Source organism: Vibrio sp. 1288 (assembly GCF_033344475.1).
This window is the reverse complement of the sequence record NZ_JAWPOX010000024.1, coordinates 63172-79188: the sequence shown is the minus strand read 5'-3', so window position 1 is coordinate 79188 and position 16017 is coordinate 63172. Positions and strand designations below refer to the sequence as shown.

13 protein-coding genes and 1 pseudogene are annotated in these 16017 nt (G+C 44.4%); 5 read left to right on the top strand and 9 right to left on the bottom strand.

All coding sequences use genetic code 11. The features are described from left to right. Positions 1–73: 73 nt before the first annotated feature. Positions 74–610 (bottom strand): annotated as a pseudogene (locus R8O11_RS17320) (gamma-glutamylcyclotransferase family protein); the annotation flags it as partial. A gap of 182 nt (positions 611–792) precedes the next feature. Here R8O11_RS17320 and R8O11_RS17315 point away from each other — a divergent pair. Next, positions 793–1977, top strand: a complete 1185-nt coding sequence (locus R8O11_RS17315; RefSeq protein ID WP_318194296.1) for an NnrS family protein — start codon at positions 793–795, stop codon at positions 1975–1977. 74 nt (positions 1978–2051) lie between these two features. On the opposite strand, the gene R8O11_RS17310 is transcribed toward R8O11_RS17315, so the two are convergent. The 5 genes from R8O11_RS17310 to R8O11_RS17290 all read right to left on the bottom strand — a co-directional run bounded on the left by R8O11_RS17310 (position 2052) and on the right by R8O11_RS17290 (position 8400). Next, positions 2052–3005: a CorA family divalent cation transporter gene (locus R8O11_RS17310; protein ID WP_005391702.1), complete on the bottom strand. Its 954-nt coding sequence runs from the start codon at positions 3003–3005 to the stop codon at positions 2052–2054. 276 nt (positions 3006–3281) lie between these two features. Continuing rightward, complete coding sequence (gene glpD, locus R8O11_RS17305) at positions 3282–4841, bottom strand: glycerol-3-phosphate dehydrogenase (RefSeq protein ID WP_005391703.1); 1560 nt, start codon at positions 4839–4841, stop codon at positions 3282–3284. 176 nt (positions 4842–5017) lie between these two features. Further along, a complete protein-coding gene (locus tag R8O11_RS17300) occupies positions 5018–5809 on the bottom strand; it encodes a DeoR/GlpR family transcriptional regulator (protein ID WP_005380192.1) in 792 nt (263 codons plus the stop codon). 159 nt (positions 5810–5968) lie between these two features. Next, a complete protein-coding gene (gene glpK / locus R8O11_RS17295) occupies positions 5969–7486 on the bottom strand; it encodes a glycerol kinase GlpK (RefSeq protein ID WP_005380193.1) in 1518 nt (505 codons plus the stop codon). 59 nt (positions 7487–7545) lie between these two features. Then, a complete protein-coding gene (locus R8O11_RS17290; RefSeq protein ID WP_005380195.1) occupies positions 7546–8400 on the bottom strand; it encodes an MIP/aquaporin family protein in 855 nt (284 codons plus the stop codon). 896 nt (positions 8401–9296) lie between these two features. Between R8O11_RS17290 and glpT the strand changes: the two genes are divergently transcribed. Both glpT and glpQ read left to right on the top strand, forming a co-directional pair. Further along, positions 9297–10661 (top strand): glycerol-3-phosphate transporter, encoded by a 1365-nt coding sequence (gene glpT / locus R8O11_RS17285; protein WP_005380199.1) that lies wholly within the window; start codon positions 9297–9299, stop codon positions 10659–10661. A gap of 56 nt (positions 10662–10717) precedes the next feature. Continuing rightward, the gene (gene glpQ / locus R8O11_RS17280; protein ID WP_005380201.1) at positions 10718–11773 is read left to right on the top strand and encodes a glycerophosphodiester phosphodiesterase; all 1056 of its coding nucleotides are present in this window, start codon (positions 10718–10720) and stop codon (positions 11771–11773) included. Positions 11774–11854: 81 nt separating this feature from the next. Here the strand turns inward: glpQ and dapD are convergent, their stop codons facing one another. After that, a complete protein-coding gene (gene dapD / locus R8O11_RS17275; RefSeq protein WP_005391708.1) occupies positions 11855–12886 on the bottom strand; it encodes a 2,3,4,5-tetrahydropyridine-2,6-dicarboxylate N-succinyltransferase in 1032 nt (343 codons plus the stop codon). 446 nt (positions 12887–13332) lie between these two features. On the opposite strand from dapD, the gene R8O11_RS17270 reads away from it, so the two are divergent. Next, positions 13333–13947, top strand: coding sequence for an AHH domain-containing protein (locus tag R8O11_RS17270; RefSeq protein WP_033905557.1), 615 nt, complete (start codon positions 13333–13335; stop codon positions 13945–13947). Continuing rightward, a complete protein-coding gene (locus R8O11_RS17265) occupies positions 13937–14533 on the top strand; it encodes a hypothetical protein (RefSeq protein WP_152560880.1) in 597 nt (198 codons plus the stop codon). The genes R8O11_RS17270 and R8O11_RS17265 overlap by 11 nt, the downstream gene beginning before the upstream one ends. 57 nt (positions 14534–14590) lie before the next feature. Here R8O11_RS17265 and R8O11_RS17260 read toward each other — a convergent pair whose 3' ends face one another. Together R8O11_RS17260 and R8O11_RS17255 are read right to left on the bottom strand one after the other, a co-directional pair. Next, the gene (locus R8O11_RS17260; protein ID WP_005380208.1) at positions 14591–14890 is read right to left on the bottom strand and encodes a YebG family protein; all 300 of its coding nucleotides are present in this window, start codon (positions 14888–14890) and stop codon (positions 14591–14593) included. Between the two features lie 128 nt (positions 14891–15018). After that, positions 15019–15945 carry a LysR substrate-binding domain-containing protein gene (locus tag R8O11_RS17255; RefSeq protein ID WP_017636009.1) on the bottom strand — a complete coding sequence of 309 codons (927 nt, stop codon included), beginning with the start codon at positions 15943–15945 and terminating at the stop codon, positions 15019–15021. Between the last annotated feature and the right edge of the window lie 72 nt (positions 15946–16017).

Genomic DNA, 16017 nt, shown 5'->3' with positions numbered 1-16017 from the left:
TTGGCGCTGGACTAAACAAAGGCCCCCTTTTAGGGGGCTCACACAAAGCCACCTTCTTTAGAAGGTGGTAATTTACTAGATTATCAATCAACTCATAATGGTGATCTTGTACGCCTGCAAGGTTGCCATATTTGGGTTGGTGGCGGTCATTTTCTTTCGCGTGTTGCCAGCCAATGGTGTGACGCACAAAATGCTCTGCAAACGCGTGGGAAACTTCCAAGCAACCTGCCAGTACGGTATCAACATAACTTTGCATGATTGGGCTCTTTTCGCATGGTGGTAGTGGCTCGTCTTTTACGTAAACCCAAATGTCATGTTCTTGGTTAAAACTCGCATCTGTTTCGATTTGATCTGGCTGAAGTTGAATACGATGATAACCTCGCTCACGGCGGTCGAATTCTGCGAGCGCTTCTTCATTTACTTCGAGTAAAACGCCATTAACCTGTCCATCGCCTTGGTTCACCACTAATGGAGAGAGGCTGTAGCTGTCGTCAATCTTCCCCCAGTAGCGAACCAACCCATGTGCTATGACGGGAATGGCTTCTCCCGTTTGTCCGGTTAACTTACGCGACGCAGAATTAATCAAACTGCCATAGCCAAATATGTACATTGTCGTTGCATCCCTTAACTGATAGTTGTGCCTCTCATGTTTATACCTAACCCGCATCTGAAGCACAACTTTACCTCTTAAGTATAATCTTAATTATAAACATGTATTTTTTATACATGTTTATGGTAGCATCAATATGTAGTTGAGTTAACCAGCATCGAGAGACGCTTGAGGGCAAGATAATGCTGAATATCACCGATAAAAAAGTAGAAGAAAAAATCCCCGCATGGCTGCGATTAGGCTTTCGGCCGTTTTTTCTGTTTGGGTCGATTTACGCCATTGTTGCGATTGCGTTGTGGGTGTGGATGTTCCAAGGCGGACAGCCAAACGCATTAGCCGTGCCTGCATTGTGGTGGCACGTACATGAAATGTTGTTCGGTTTTTCGATGGCCATTGTAGTTGGCTTTGTACTGACCGCGGTACAAAACTGGACTGGCATTAATGGTACCAAGCATTACATGCTTCTGGCTTTATTTGGCTTGTGGTTAGTGCCCCGCATATTGCTTTGGACACCAGCACCGTTATGGTTAACCAGCAGTATCGAAGCGGTATTTTTACTGTTTGTCGCCTATGAGGTGGGCATTCGTGTGTATCGAGCCAAAGGTTGGCGTAATTTGTTTTTCGTTCCACTGTTTCTTTTAGCCATCTTTGCGAACTTTGCAAGCTACGCAACGATAAAAGGTATGCCGCCCTTTAGCTCTTCAGCGGTGTGGCAAGCAATGCTGTGGTGGTTTACCTTGCTGTTGTCAGTGATGGGCGGACGTGTGATTCCATTTTTTACTGCGCGTCGATTTAATTTCGAAAAAGCGCAACCATTGGCTTGGTTAGAGTGGTTCGCGAACTTGCCATTGGTAATGCTATTTGTGCTGAGCTTTTTCCCTGTGACGTTTGCAGAACTAGGTAGTCCTTTGATGCTATTTGCAGGTGTTGCTCAGTTGGTGCGTTTTGTTCGCTGGAAACCTTGGTTAACCCTGAGCGAGCCTTTAGTGTGGTCGCTGCATGCTGCGTATTTGTGTTTACCACTAAGCTTAATTTTGCGAGGCGTCTGGGGAGATGCATTTGCCAGCCATAACCTCATTCACCTGTTTGCGATAGGTGCGTTAGGCGGTTTGATTTTAGCGATGATTACACGGGTGACGATGGGACATACTGGTCGCATGATCTACAAAGGGCCAAACATGAGCCTTGCGTTTGCAGCAATTACCGCGGCAGCTTTGGTTCGCAGTTTCGCCGTGATCTTTGATCAAGCGAACATGATACTGTGGATTGATATCAGCGGCGGATTATGGATTGTTGCGTTTGGGCTATTTGTGTGGCGCTTTGGTGTGATGCTTGTGACCCCTCGTGTGGATGGTCACCCCGGATAAGATTCTAATGTGAGTAGAGAAAAGAGGAGCCGCGTGCTCCTCTTTTGGTTTTTTGTTCTTTATAGGTTTAGTGTTTATTCGTCTTCGTCGTCCGCTTTATTCGTGAGCCCCAAGCGTTTAAATAGCCACCACTCTAGACCAAAAATGACAATTAAGGCGATGCAGAACCAGGTGAATGCCATGGTGGATTCCACGCCTGGCATTCCACCAACATTGATACCGAGTAAACCTGTTAAGAAGCTGGTTGGTAGAAAAATCGTTGCTACCAAAGTAAACAGGTAACTGTTTTTATTGGTTTTCTCATCACGATGATGTTTGATCTCTTCTTGGAAAAGCGCCACTTCTCCAAGATAAAACTCAAGTGTTTCATTTATGCGCGTAATATTATTGTGTGCGAAGCGATATTGATGAGGTCTCAAAGCAATCAATTCTGATTCTGACTCCACAAGATCACGGATAGCGTACTGCTGAGGGCGAATAAAACGCTTGATAGAAATCAGTGCTTTTTGAGTCGCCATATGTTTGTACGTCGACTCATCATTCACGTCGAACTGGTTTAGTGTTTCTTCAATCGTATCAAGGTAAATGTCTATTTTACTGTTTAATCCTTCAATGATCTGATGAAGTAAACTGGCAAGACTTTTTGGGCCTTTGTGTTCCGCTAATGCTTGGCGAATCTCCATGATCGCGCGTGATGGAATTTTACGAGTTGAAATGAGTGCGCCTTGAAAGTAGAGAATTCGAATACTAAGCATATCTTCTGGTGATGCATTGCCGTTCATATTGACGCCTCGTAAAATCAACATGAAGTTCTCGTCATCCAAAGGATGGAAAGATGGTCGACTTTCGTCGGCTAATAGATGATCAACCGTAGCTCGAGGTACTTGGTTTTGCTCCAGCCAACCACGAATATCAGGATGCAGCCGTTCGCAATGGTACCAATGCTTAGCTTGAATTTGCTCTGCCGTGGTGGATTGTTGAGTTGCTTCTGGGGTTGAGAAGTCCCAATGTTCAATCATAAAACCCATTTTCTTTTCCTTGTTTGAGCCGATACCAAAATAACCTCAAGATACTTCTTTCGCGAGAATTGCATTGCCATACAGAGGCAATGCTCTGAGTACGGTACTCTGAAGTCATTGATGCATTATTTTTCAAATGAGTATGATTGTATTTAATGCCAAATGTCTATGAATAGTTGTTCTTATTTGCAATCGAGTGGAGCGCACCAAGGTGTTGTGCTTAAACAACAAAACAAAAAGCCTGCAACTAAGCAGGCTTTATTGTGGGGGGAGGGAGGGGAGCTGTTAGCCAACTTGAGAAAGATTAACCACTTTCTGTTGTAGCTTTTTCTTTAAATAGTCCGTTAAGGCCTGTTTTTCTTCCTCGTTCATGTAAAGACCAAGCTTAGTACGGCGCCATAAAATGTCTTCATCGGTCATTGCCATTTCATGGTTCATTAAGTAATCGATCTCACGTTGGTAAACACCACCGGCTTGTGTCGAGAACGTTTGTCCTAAGTCAGCTTCACTTGTTGTACCTTCCATTAAGTTCCACGTTTGGGTACCAAACTGAGTGACATAACGAAGAATCAATGCTTCTGGCGCCCAAGTGTATTTAGCATGAATTTGTTTCGCTAATTGTTCACGACTACAGCTGAAGTTACCACCAGGAAGGGTTTGGTTGGCCGTCCAGTCTTTACCCATTTCAGGTAGGAACGGAGCAAGTTTCTTCATTGCTGCTTCACCTAACTTACGGTAGGTCGTTAACTTACCACCAAAAACAGAAAGCAGAGGTGCATGGTCGTATTCCGCATCGAGCTCTAGCGTGTAGTCTCGTGTGATTGCTTGCGGAGAGTCAGATTCATCGTCACATAAAGGACGAACACCGCTGTATGTCCAAACTACATCTTCGCGAGTCAACTGGTGGACAAAGTGTTGGTTTACGATATCAATGAGGTAATCGACTTCGTCATCTGAGATCGACACTTCACGTGGGTCACCTTTGTATTCCACATCTGTTGTACCAATGATTGAGAACTTATCTAAGTAAGGAATCATAAATACGATGCGATTGTCTTTGTTTTGAAGAATGTAGGCTTGCGGTTCGTTGTGGATACGAGGAACAACGATGTGCGAGCCTTTGATTAAGCGAATGTTACGAGGAGAGGCTTGCTCTAATCCATCATCAAAGAACTGTTTTACCCAAGGCCCCGCAGCATTGACTAACGCTTTCGCTTTACGTTCGAAACGTTGGTCTGTCATCACATCGTGAATAGTAACATGCCAGATACCACCTTCACGGTGTGCTTTTTCCACGCGGCAGTAGTTACGCACTTCAGCATGGTTTTCGCGAGCCGCAAGAACGTTCAGTAATACTAAACGTGCATCATCAACCCAACAGTCAGAGTATTCGAAACCCGTTTTCATCTCTGGTTTTAGCAAGCCAGATTTCGCAAGGTTGACGGTTTTACTGCCTTGCAGCGTCGTACGTTTACCCAAGTTATCGTAAAGGAAAAGGCCACAACGAATCATCCAAGCTGGGCGTAGGAATGGGCGATGCGGTAAACGGAAACGCATTGGTAATGCGACGTGTGGTGCTTTACGAAGAATAACCTCACGCTCTGCGAGCGCTTCCGAAACTAAACGAAACTCGTAGTGTTCAAGGTAGCGTAAACCGCCGTGTATCAGTTTAGAACTTGCTGAAGAAGTCGCAGATGCGAAGTCATGTGCTTCATATAAGCCAACACTCAAACCTCGGCCAGCTGCGTCTGCTGCAATACCAGCTCCGTTAATGCCGCCACCGATTACGATCAAGTCTAAGGTAGTGGATGAGCTAGTAGTGGAAGCATTATTTTGTATACTCATAAATTTGACCTCTTGGTGAGCGAACGAGCATTTTAGAACATAATGTAATCCTAGCTCAGGTTTCGTTTGTGATCATCTATTATTTTCGTTTGTGAGCGTTTTGTGTGATTTAGACACAAAAAAACCTCTGTCTAATTAAGACAGAGGTCATTTGAGGGGGAGTTATACGATTGACGTTACTCGTTTTCGGAGTTTGATTCGTTAGCTTCAACCACTTCAAGTGGGATAGAAGCTTCCTTCAAAATTGACAAGATTTCTTCTGGTGGCTGCTTATTGGTAAAGATCATGTTGAGCTGTGCAATATTGCCTAGTTTCACCATAGCATTGCGCCCGAACTTGGTGTGGTCTACGGCAAGAAATACACTACGGCTATTGTCAATGATCGCTTGTTTGACCCGGACTTCGTGGTAATCAAAGTCTAATAGCGAGCCATCGAAGTCGATACCGCTAATGCCGAGAATACCAAAGTCGAGACGGAACTGTTTAACGAAATCGAGGGTAGCCTCGCCAACAATACCGCCGTCTCTGCTGCGGACTTCTCCACCCGCTAAGATGACTTTGATTTCAGGGTTAGGGAAAAGAATGGTCGCAACATTGATGTTGTTGGTGACAACACGCAACTGTTTATGGTTTTTATTGAGCGCTCGCGCAACTGCTTCTGGTGTGGTGCCGATATCGATGAATAGTGTGGCACCATCTGGAATGTGTTTGACTACCTCGTCTGCAATGACATCTTTTTCATTGAAGTTGAGCGCTTTACGCGTGTTGTAAGATGTGTTTTCAGAACTGAGAGGAATAGTGGCTCCACCGTGATAACGACGAATTTTGTTGTCATCGGCGAGTTCATTGAGATCGCGTCGGATGGTTTGTGGGCTGACATTGAATCTTTCTACTAACTCATCCGTGCTGACATAGCCTTGTTTTTTCACCAGCTCAACAATCTGCTGGTGTCGAGGTATTTGCTTCACTTACCACTCCCTTGTGCATTGGTAACGGCCAATGCTTCAAATTCGAAGCTCTATTGTGCTCGAATTTGCTCGTTGTGAGAAGTAAGCGAGTTCAGGAATCGGGGATAAAGCGCAAAAAGAGCGCACAAATGGCGCTCTTTTTTTCTTATGGAGATGAGATTAATCTTCTTCGTCGTGAAGTTCAGACCAGGTTTGTGCACATTTCACTGCACGTTTCCAGCCCTTGTAACGACGATTGCGTTTTTCTTCATCATCGTGTGGCTCAAAGGTGCGATCAAGTACCGCTTTATTCTGCAACTCATCAATGCTATCCCAGTAACCAACTGCAAGGCCGGCAAGGTAGGCTGCACCAAGAGCGGTAACCTCAGTTACTTGAGGGCGGTGTACTTCTGTGTTCAATACATCGGATTGGAATTGCATTAGGAAGTTGTTCGCTACTGCACCACCATCGACGCGAAGGTTCGCAAGCTTAATGCCTGAGTCAGCTTGCATCGCATCCAGTACGTCACGAGTTTGATAAGCGATGCCTTCCAATGTTGCACGGATGATATGGTTTGAATTCACACCGCGAGTAAGGCCGACAATCGTGCCACGTGCGTAGGCATCCCAGTATGGAGCGCCTAAACCAGTAAATGCAGGCACGACATAAACGCCGTTTGATGTATCCACTTTTGTCGCGAAGTATTCAGAGTCTTCTGCACCGTTTAGGATTTTCAATTCATCGCGTAGCCATTGGATAGAAGCTCCACCCATGAATACGGCGCCTTCAAGTGCATAAGCTGGTTCGCCTGCAGGACCACAAGCCAAAGTAGTTAGAAGGCCATGTGTCGAAGTGACTTTTTCTTGGCCAGTATTCATTAGCAAGAAACAACCCGTACCGTAAGTGTTTTTCGCTTGACCCGCTTCAACACACATTTGGCCGTAAAGCGCCGCTTGTTGGTCACCTGCGATTCCAGAAATAGGAATACGAGTACCGCCTTTACCACCGATGTTGGTTTTACCGTAAATTTCCGATGAGCGCTTCACTTCTGGCATCATAGATGCTGGGATGCCAAGCTCATCTAACATTTTTTGATCCCAACATAGATCGTTGATGTTAAACAGCATGGTACGCGATGCGTTAGTGTAGTCGGTTACGTGAACGCGACCTTGAGTCATCTTCCAAACTAACCAAGTATCGACAGTACCAAACAACAGCTTACCTGCTTCTGCGTCTTCTCGTGCGCCTTCAACATTGTCCAGAATCCATTTAACTTTGGTACCGGAGAAGTAAGGGTCAAGCACCAAACCAGTGTTGTCACGTACATAGTTTTCGAGACCGCGTGCTTTTAAATCTTCACAGATATCAGCAGTACGGCGACATTGCCATACAATCGCATTGTAAACGGGTTTACCTGTTTCTTTGTTCCAGACGATAGTCGTTTCACGCTGGTTAGTAATACCGATAGCCGCTAATTGGTCGCTACGGATGCCAGACTTAGCTAGAGCTTCTACTAAGGTAGAGCTTTGTGTTGCCCAGATCTCCATTGGATCATGTTCAACCCAACCAGCTTCTGGATAAATCTGAGTAAATTCGCGTTGCGCGACGCTTACGATGTTCGCATCATGATCAAGAATCACTGCGCGAGAGCTTGTTGTACCTTGGTCTAGGGCAACAATGTATTTTTGCTCAGTCATGGTAAGAATCCTTTTGTTTCGTTATTTATATTTTAGTAAATGTTCGAGTTACGTCAGTTTTAAGCTCTAGCTTCTTCTGTTTCTTCTTCCGTCTCACATTGGTTTGGAATCGTACAACCGTGGCCTTGTTGTGGAAGGTAAGCGGCAATCGCTTTTGGATACAACCAACCACCAAAACACGCACCTGCAATCGGAGCAAGTAAAGGCACGATAAAGTAAGGAATGTCTTTAGCACCTGTCAGAGCGTAATCCCAACCTGCGAAGTAAGCGAACAGCTTTGGTCCAAAGTCACGAGCAGGGTTCATCGCAAAGCCTGTTAGTGGACCAAGTGAACCACCGATGACGGCAATCAAAATACCGATTAATAGAGGGTTCATTGCGCCACGTGCCGCGCCGTTATTTTCATCGCCCAGAGCCAGAATCGCAAACATCAGCACAGCAGTGATAACGAATTCCACAGCAAAAGCACCAAAGAAAGAGAGGGAGGCATGCGGATAGGTTGAGAAGATACCAGCAGTTGCTAGTGCATCTTGGCTGCTGCGAACGAAGTTATGAGCGATTTCGTAGTCGGTGAAAAGGTTGCTGTATAAGCTGTATACCAATGCAGCAGAACAGAATGCCCCAAGCATTTGAGCGATAATGTATGGCACCACTTTCGCCTTATCAAAACCATGGAACATAGCAAGTGCGATGGTAACGGCAGGGTTGATGTGTGCACCAGAGACGCCAGCCGTACAGTAAATAGCGATGGCGACACCGAAGCCCCATACAATACTGATTTCCCATTGTCCAAATGATGCGCCTGTTAGAACTAAGGCTGCAACACAGCCTACGCCGAAGAAAATAAGTAGTCCTGTACCGATAAACTCGGCCAAACATTCTCCGAGCAGAGAGGGGTGTTTGTTCGTTGTCATGTTAAAAGTCCTTTGATCATTTTTGCCTGTCTAGCACGATACTATTGTGCATATATAAACGTTTGCGAAAACAAACGAGCGTTAAAAATGAGCGTTTGAGCATAAATTTGTTAATCAAAGTCTTCGTTTTTGTTAAATGGCGCATCTTTTAACCGGAAAAGAACACAACGAAAATAATTTATTTGTCACGAGGCCAGTGATGAGAGCGCTCAAATTACCGATGTGAAAAAGAATGCACAACTGGTAAGAGGAGTTTTGTGAAGCTGCTACGTGCTTGGAGACTTATTGCACAGAACTTGTGTAGCAATTAACCCTAAAGGAGTAGCGGAATGTCAAATGTATCAAGGGATAGCAGTGATATAAAAAATACGCTGTCATGTTTGGACTTTTAGAAAAAATCGTCATCCCATTGGTACCAATAGGATGAGTTGATAAGAGAATAAACGCTGTTAATGTCTTGTGTTTGTGAATCATTGCTTCGGCTTGTATTCAAATAAAAATTGTTTTTTTTATTTCGTTTGATGCTAAACGTGATCGTTTTTCAGCTTTTTAGTTATTAGTTGGTTCGGAGCGAGTAGGGCAGGCGTAAATCGCCCTTTTTACGGTTAGTTTATGTTCTAATTCGAGCCTTTGTTTCAAAGGTTTCGAATTGGAATGCCCAAGTGAGAGGTTTGAACATCAGTTTAATATTAACGAATCTTGAGTAAAGTTGAACGATGATCTAATTAATGCTCATATAATTTACTGTATTTACTTATATTTAATCCATGTGCAACATTTGTCACAGAAATAAAATCCTAACTCCATACAATTCATGAACTTTCGAACGAAGATTTATTTTGTTTCGTTCGCTCCTTTTGTGTTTTTACCATCGCATACAAAATAATGAGGTTCCTATGTTTGGAATATTCAAACCTAAGGCGCACATTGATCGTCTGTCCCCTGGCAGCATCGATAGCACCTACTCTCGCCTCCGTTGGCAACTCTTTATCGGTATCTTTGTTGGCTACGCCGGTTACTATCTAGTTCGTAAAAACTTCAGTTTGGCGATGCCTTATCTTATCGAGCAAGGCTTTAGCCGCGGAGACTTAGGTGTCGCCTTGGCAGCTGTTTCCATTGCATATGGTCTCTCTAAGTTTCTAATGGGCAGCGTTTCAGACCGCTCCAACCCTCGCTATTTCCTTAGTGGCGGCCTATTGATGTCTGCATTAGTGATGTTTTGCTTTGGCTTTATGCCATGGGCGACTGGTAGCGTCACTGCGATGTTCATTTTGCTTTTCTTAAACGGTTGGTTCCAAGGGATGGGGTGGCCTGCTTGTGGCCGAACCATGGTGCACTGGTGGTCACGTAAAGAGCGTGGTGAGATCGTTTCGGTTTGGAACGTGGCGCACAACGTGGGTGGCGGTTTGATTGGTCCACTATTTATTCTTGGCCTGTGGGCATTTAATGATGATTGGCGCACTGCATTTTATGTTCCTGCATTTTTCGCCACGTTAGTTGCTGTGTTTGTTTGGATGACGGTTCGCGATACCCCTCAGTCTTGTGGTCTGCCTCCTATTGAAGAATACAAAGACGATTACCCAGATGACTATGACAAGTCCCATGAACAAGAAATGACAGCGAAGGAAATCTTCTTCAAATACGTCTTCAACAACAAACTTCTTTGGTCGATTGCAATTGCAAACGCATTTGTTTACCTAATTCGTTACGGCGTACTGGACTGGGCACCTGTTTACCTAAAAGAAGCGAAGGATTTCTCGGTAGATAAATCGTCATGGGCTTATTTCTTATACGAATGGGCTGGCATTCCAGGAACACTATTGTGTGGTTGGATCTCTGACAAATTGTTCAAAGGTCGTCGTGCACCTGCTGGTATCTTATTTATGGTGTTAGTGACAGTTGCAGTGATGGTTTATTGGTTTAACCCTGCAGGCAACCCAACAGTAGATATGATGGCGCTTATTGCAATTGGCTTCCTAATCTATGGTCCGGTTATGCTGATCGGTTTGTACGCACTTGAACTCGCTCCGAAGAAAGCGGCAGGTACTGCCGCTGGTCTTACTGGTTTGTTTGGATACCTGGGTGGGGCAGTTGCCGCAAACGCGATTTTGGGCTACACCGTAGACCACTTTGGCTGGGATGGTGGCTTTATCATCTTAGTGGGTTCTTGTATTACTTCTATCGTGTGTTTGATGTACGCCTTTTTAGGTGAACGTGCGCACCACGAGCAAAAAGAGCGCGAGAAGGAAGCGCTAGCGTAATATTTATTTAAAGAGGCAGTGGAATACTGCCTCTTCGCTTTATCAAGGAAATAACAATGAAAACAAAGTCAGTATGTCTTACTTTTTTAGCACTTAGCCTCTCTGCTGGTGCGATTGCGAAGCCGCTTGTCATTGCGCATCGTGGCGCATCGGGCTACTTGCCTGAGCACACGCTAGAAGCCAAAGCACTTGCTTACGCAATGAAACCTGACTACATAGAGCAAGATGTGGTAATGACGAAAGACGACCAGTTGGTCGTGTTGCATGACCATTATCTCGATCGCGTAACGGATGTTGCGGAGCGTTTTCCTGATCGTGCACGTAAAGATGGTCGTTATTACGCGATTGATTTCACTCTGGCGGAAATCAAATCCTTGCGAGTTACCGAAGGGTTCAACATCGATGAGAAAGGCAACAAAGTAGCGGGCTATCCAACCCGATTCCCTATGTGGAAATCTGACTTCACCGTGCCGACGTTTGCTGAAGAGATTGAGCTGATCCAAGGCTTAAACAAAACGCTGGGTTATGACATCGGTATTTACCCAGAAATTAAAGCGCCTTGGTTCCATCGTCATGAAGGTAAGGACATTTCTAAAGCAGTACTTAAAGTCTTGAAGCAGTACGGTTACGGCTCTCAAGACGACAAAGTCTACCTTCAGTGTTTTGATGCGAATGAACTTCAACGCATCAACAGTGAACTCATGCCTGCAATGGACATGGACTTAAAGCTCGTTCAGCTTATGGCTTACACGGACTGGAACGAAACTATGGTGTACAAAGGCGACAAGGCAACACCATACAGTTATGACTGGATGTTCGAAGCCGACGGAATGAAGAAAGTAGCGAGTTACGCGGAAGGAATTGGACCTTGGAAGCCGATGCTGGTGGATGATAAGTCAACCAAAGACAATATCATCATCAAGCCGTTGATGAAGGCTGCAAAAGACGCTGGCTTGCAAGTGCATCCATACACGTTCCGCGCCGATCCAGGACGCATTCCAGCGTACACTGACAGCTTTGAAGGCATGATGGATGTGTACTACAACCAAGTAAAAGTGGATGGTTTGTTTACTGATTTCCCAGATAAAGCGGTCAGCTTTTTAAATCAGTAATCACGCATTTTGCTGTAAGCTAAAAAATCCCCCAACAGTTTCCTGCTGGGGGATTTTTCGTAGGGCTAATTCACGAATGAATTAGTTGTTTTTATGCAGTTCGCTGTTCAGTTCAACCGCGCTCTTGTTTGCAAGACACTCGATTTGACCTGTTACAGAGTTACGACGGAACAGTAGGTCAGAAACACCAGCAAGATCGCGGGCTTTCACAACTTCTACTTCTTGGCCTGCAGAATCTAGCATGCGCACTTTAGAACCAGCAGTTACGTACAGACCTGATTCGATAGTACAACGGTCACCCATTGGGAAGCCAAGACCTGCGTTCGCGCCTAGTAGAGAGTTTTCACCGATAGAAACCACAACTTTACCGCCGCCAGATAGCGTACCCATGATAGATGCGCCGCCGCCGATGTCAGAGCCGTTACCAACCACTACGCCAGCAGAGATACGACCTTCAACCATGCTCACGCCTGTTGTACCCGCGTTGAAGTTGATGAAGCCTTCGTGCATTACCGTTGTGCCTTCGCCAACGTGTGCGCCAAGACGTACGCGAGAAGTGTCAGCGATACGAACGCCAGTTGGTACCACGTAGTCCACCATTTTAGGGAACTTGTCTACGCAATCTACGCTTAGTGCACGACCCGCTAGGCGAGCTTCGATTTGACGCTCTGCTAGTTCAGGTAGGTCGATTGGACCTTCATTAGTCCATGCGATGTTGTGTAGTAGACCGAAGATACCGTCTAGTACCGTACCGTGTGGTTGAACTAGGCGATTAGAGATAAGTTGAAGTTTTAGGAAACCTTCAGCAACGCTTTGTGGCTGCTCGTCAGTTGCAAGGATAACCAGTACAAGTGGTTGTGCTGATTCTGCTGCTTTTGCTGCGAAAGAAGCGTTTGCCGCATCGCCGTTTGCTTCAAATGCTGCTGCCAGTTCTGCGCTTTGTGCTGCAGAGATCTCGATAGCTTGGTTGCCTTGCTCGTAACCTGCTACTGCTGCTAGTGCGTTAACAAGCGCTTCGCTTGGGTTAAGAACTGGGTTTGGGAAAAACGCTTCGATGATTTTGCCGTCGCGGTTTTTAGTTGCCGTACCAAAGGCTAGAGAGAAGAAAGCCATAGTTGATCTCCATGTGTTGAGTCTTGTGTCTCGTCTGTTCACTGACAAGAAATAATTAAGTTGTCAGTCATCATAAAGAGAGTGTTGGGGAGTTTAAAGAGGGGAAATGGAGAAAGTCCGTAGATGGATACCTTTTGTCTTTTTAGAGATATGTTTGTCTGATGAGAAATGTGGCTACGAGGTGGTCTATTGGGGGAGTTTTGCTGAAACGATAGAAGGCAGTTTCTTGTCTCGGCTCTAGAAAGAAAGGGCGTTTTCCTATTCTGGCGAGTTCTTTCGAGATACAGAGGTATGTTTTTAATTGTTTAGAACAAGGTGTCGTATAAGTTCAAATAAATTTGGCGCAAGCTTGAGGCGGCTCGGTTTTGAGATAAATAATTCTTTATAGTCATGTTGATTCATATTAAGGTTGATCTACGTTTTTAAGCATTTTCAATGAGATCAGTATGGGTAAAAAAGTCGTTACGGTTACAACGTCTGAGCTGGAAAGAGATTTGTTTAATGTGACTGGTGATAAGTTATTCGCTTCCAAGCAAGCTTCGCAATTTCAAATATTTTATGCAGGTTCAGTGATAGATTCTATTAAGTATAAGAGAGGGGTGATATCCAAAGATGATCTTTTACTTAATCAACATATAAGGTGGGAGCATAATAAGGCCCATAGTTATCGCTTGGCCAAAAACATCCTTAAAAAAACAGGGCAATGTCGTCCTAAGAATGTAGCTGCTCATCATATTGTATCATGGAAAGACATTAGAGCTGCAAAGTCCAGAATGAGGCTATCAGCATTTCGAATCGATATAGATAGTGCGGAAAATGGTGTATTTTTACCAAGATGGAATAAACATGTGCCCCATTCGCAAATGGTTGAAGCTTATTCTCACTCCTGTATCCATACTTCATTTTACTATTTGAACGTTGAACATTTACTTGAAAATACGATTGCTCAGGATGCAGATAGAGAAGATATCGTTGAGGTTTTAGAGGATATTGGAGACGACTTGAAAATGGGCATGTTTCCAATAACCAGAAAAATAAGGGCGAATGAAATTGCAGTTTAAAAAACAAACTTTTACTAAGGTATTTGGTATTCAGCCAGATGTGGATAAATATTTATATCTAGAGCACACGAGCCTATTGGGTTTAGACGACGTGAATAATGAAGTTTTACCAATATTCAATGGAGCTTCAAAAATATCAACTTGGCAACCATTGACACTTGATTGGCTCCGGCATGATGATTCCGATGACTTAATAAAACCAATGATTGCTGCCTGGGGTAGCTGTACGTACGTAGTTCGCCATGATATTGCGAGCTTGTTCAAAGATACGCTCGGAGATTGTTGTGAATTCCTACCTGTAAATGTGGATAACTCCATTTGGTATGCACTTAATGTGACTTCTAAATTGGATGCATTACATACTGAACTGTGCGAGATAAACTACAAGCCAAATGGCAGAGTTCATAGAACTAGACCATATAAGCGTTTTGTTATTGATCGTGCTAAAGTTTCAACCCCGAGGCTCTTCAAATTAAGTGGTTCTCCAATAAGCATCTATACTTCAAATATCGACAATAGCTTTTTAAATCTAGTGACTAAAAACGAGTTTACCGGGGTTAGTTTTTATGAAATAGAGAGTGTTTAACTTCAGGAATAAAAAAACGCCGCATAATGCGACGTTTTTTCTAAACAAATGAGAGGCTTATGCAGCGTCTTCTTGCTCGCTATCTTCTTCAACAGCTTCAAGCTTCTTTGCTTTTTTTGGTGCAGGTTTACGTTTTGCACCCAGAGCGTAAAGCACTTCTTCTTTGTTTTGCGCAAGGAACATTGCAAGATCTTCTTGCTTACCTTCGTCTTCTAGAAGTTCACTTTTACCCAGCAGTGAGAATAACTCGTCTGCCATATCCAGCATTTTGTCGTATGCGTCAGCTTCCGCTTTAGAGGTAAAAGTCATTTTCTCTTCTCCATTGCGTTCTACCACGTACTTGACGATTACAGCCATGGTTGGTCCCCTAATTTGGTGTATTGATACTGGCTTTTTATACAGTTTTTGACCAATCAAGTCTAGCGACAAGCCTCAGAATGAGAGACACGTACAACTAACTGACTAGCATTTAAACTATCTTGGTTTCACTTTGCGGATTTGTCCGCCAAAGGAAGGTTTGTTGGTCGCTCCCAATCTTGGCAAAATTCGATAAACGTTTTGAGCAATGGGCTTTGATATTTCTCTTTATGAACCAGTAACCAGAAGCGACGTTTCATATCTAAAGGCATGTCGAGCAGTTTTACGCGGCCGTCACGAATAGCAGGTTCTGCAGACAAACGTGACAAACAGCCCAAGCCTAACCCTGCCGATACTGAGTTGATCAACGCTTCGGTGGTATTGAGCTGAAAAGCTTCATGCCAATGTTCCAAGCGCGGCGCGACAACGCGCATAAAAAATTCGCGTGAACCAGAGCCTGCCTCTCGCAATATCCATTCACTGTTTTCTAGCTCGGTTAAGTTTACTGGCCCTTCGTGCGCGGCTGGGGAATTGGGCGCGCAAATCACGCACATTTCATCTTCGCTAAACTGGGTAGACTGCAATTCAGGGTGAAGTGTTTTGCCTTCAATGAGGGCTATGTCTAACTCGTAATCGGTCAGCATGTCGCAGATTTGTGCGGAGTTAGAAATGAACAGACTTTGAGAACGATGGTTCGTTTGCTGACGAAATTCGCTAAGCAAATAGGGCGCGACTTGGTTGCCAATGGTGTCGCTGGCACCAATGCGAAGTTGGCCCGATAGCGCTTGGTCACCATCGAAAATGCTCTCGATGTCCTTGGCTCGGTTGAGTAATTCATCCGCCAGTGGCAGTAGTTTTTGACCTTCTTGGTTCAAAATCAGTCGGTTATTAACACGATCAAATAAGTGATGGCCGATCTGCTTTTCTAATTCTGAGAGTGCCATGCTCACTGCGGCTTTCGATAAAAAGAGACTATCAGAAGCCGCTGTGAGCGTTTTGTGCTGCGTGATCGTCGTAAACACTTTCAGTTGTTTAAGAGAAATGTGACTTGCCATACCCCACCGTTAAGTAATTCTGAACGTTTGTTTTAAATAATTAGATATATCGGAACGAAGTGCAAGCGTATT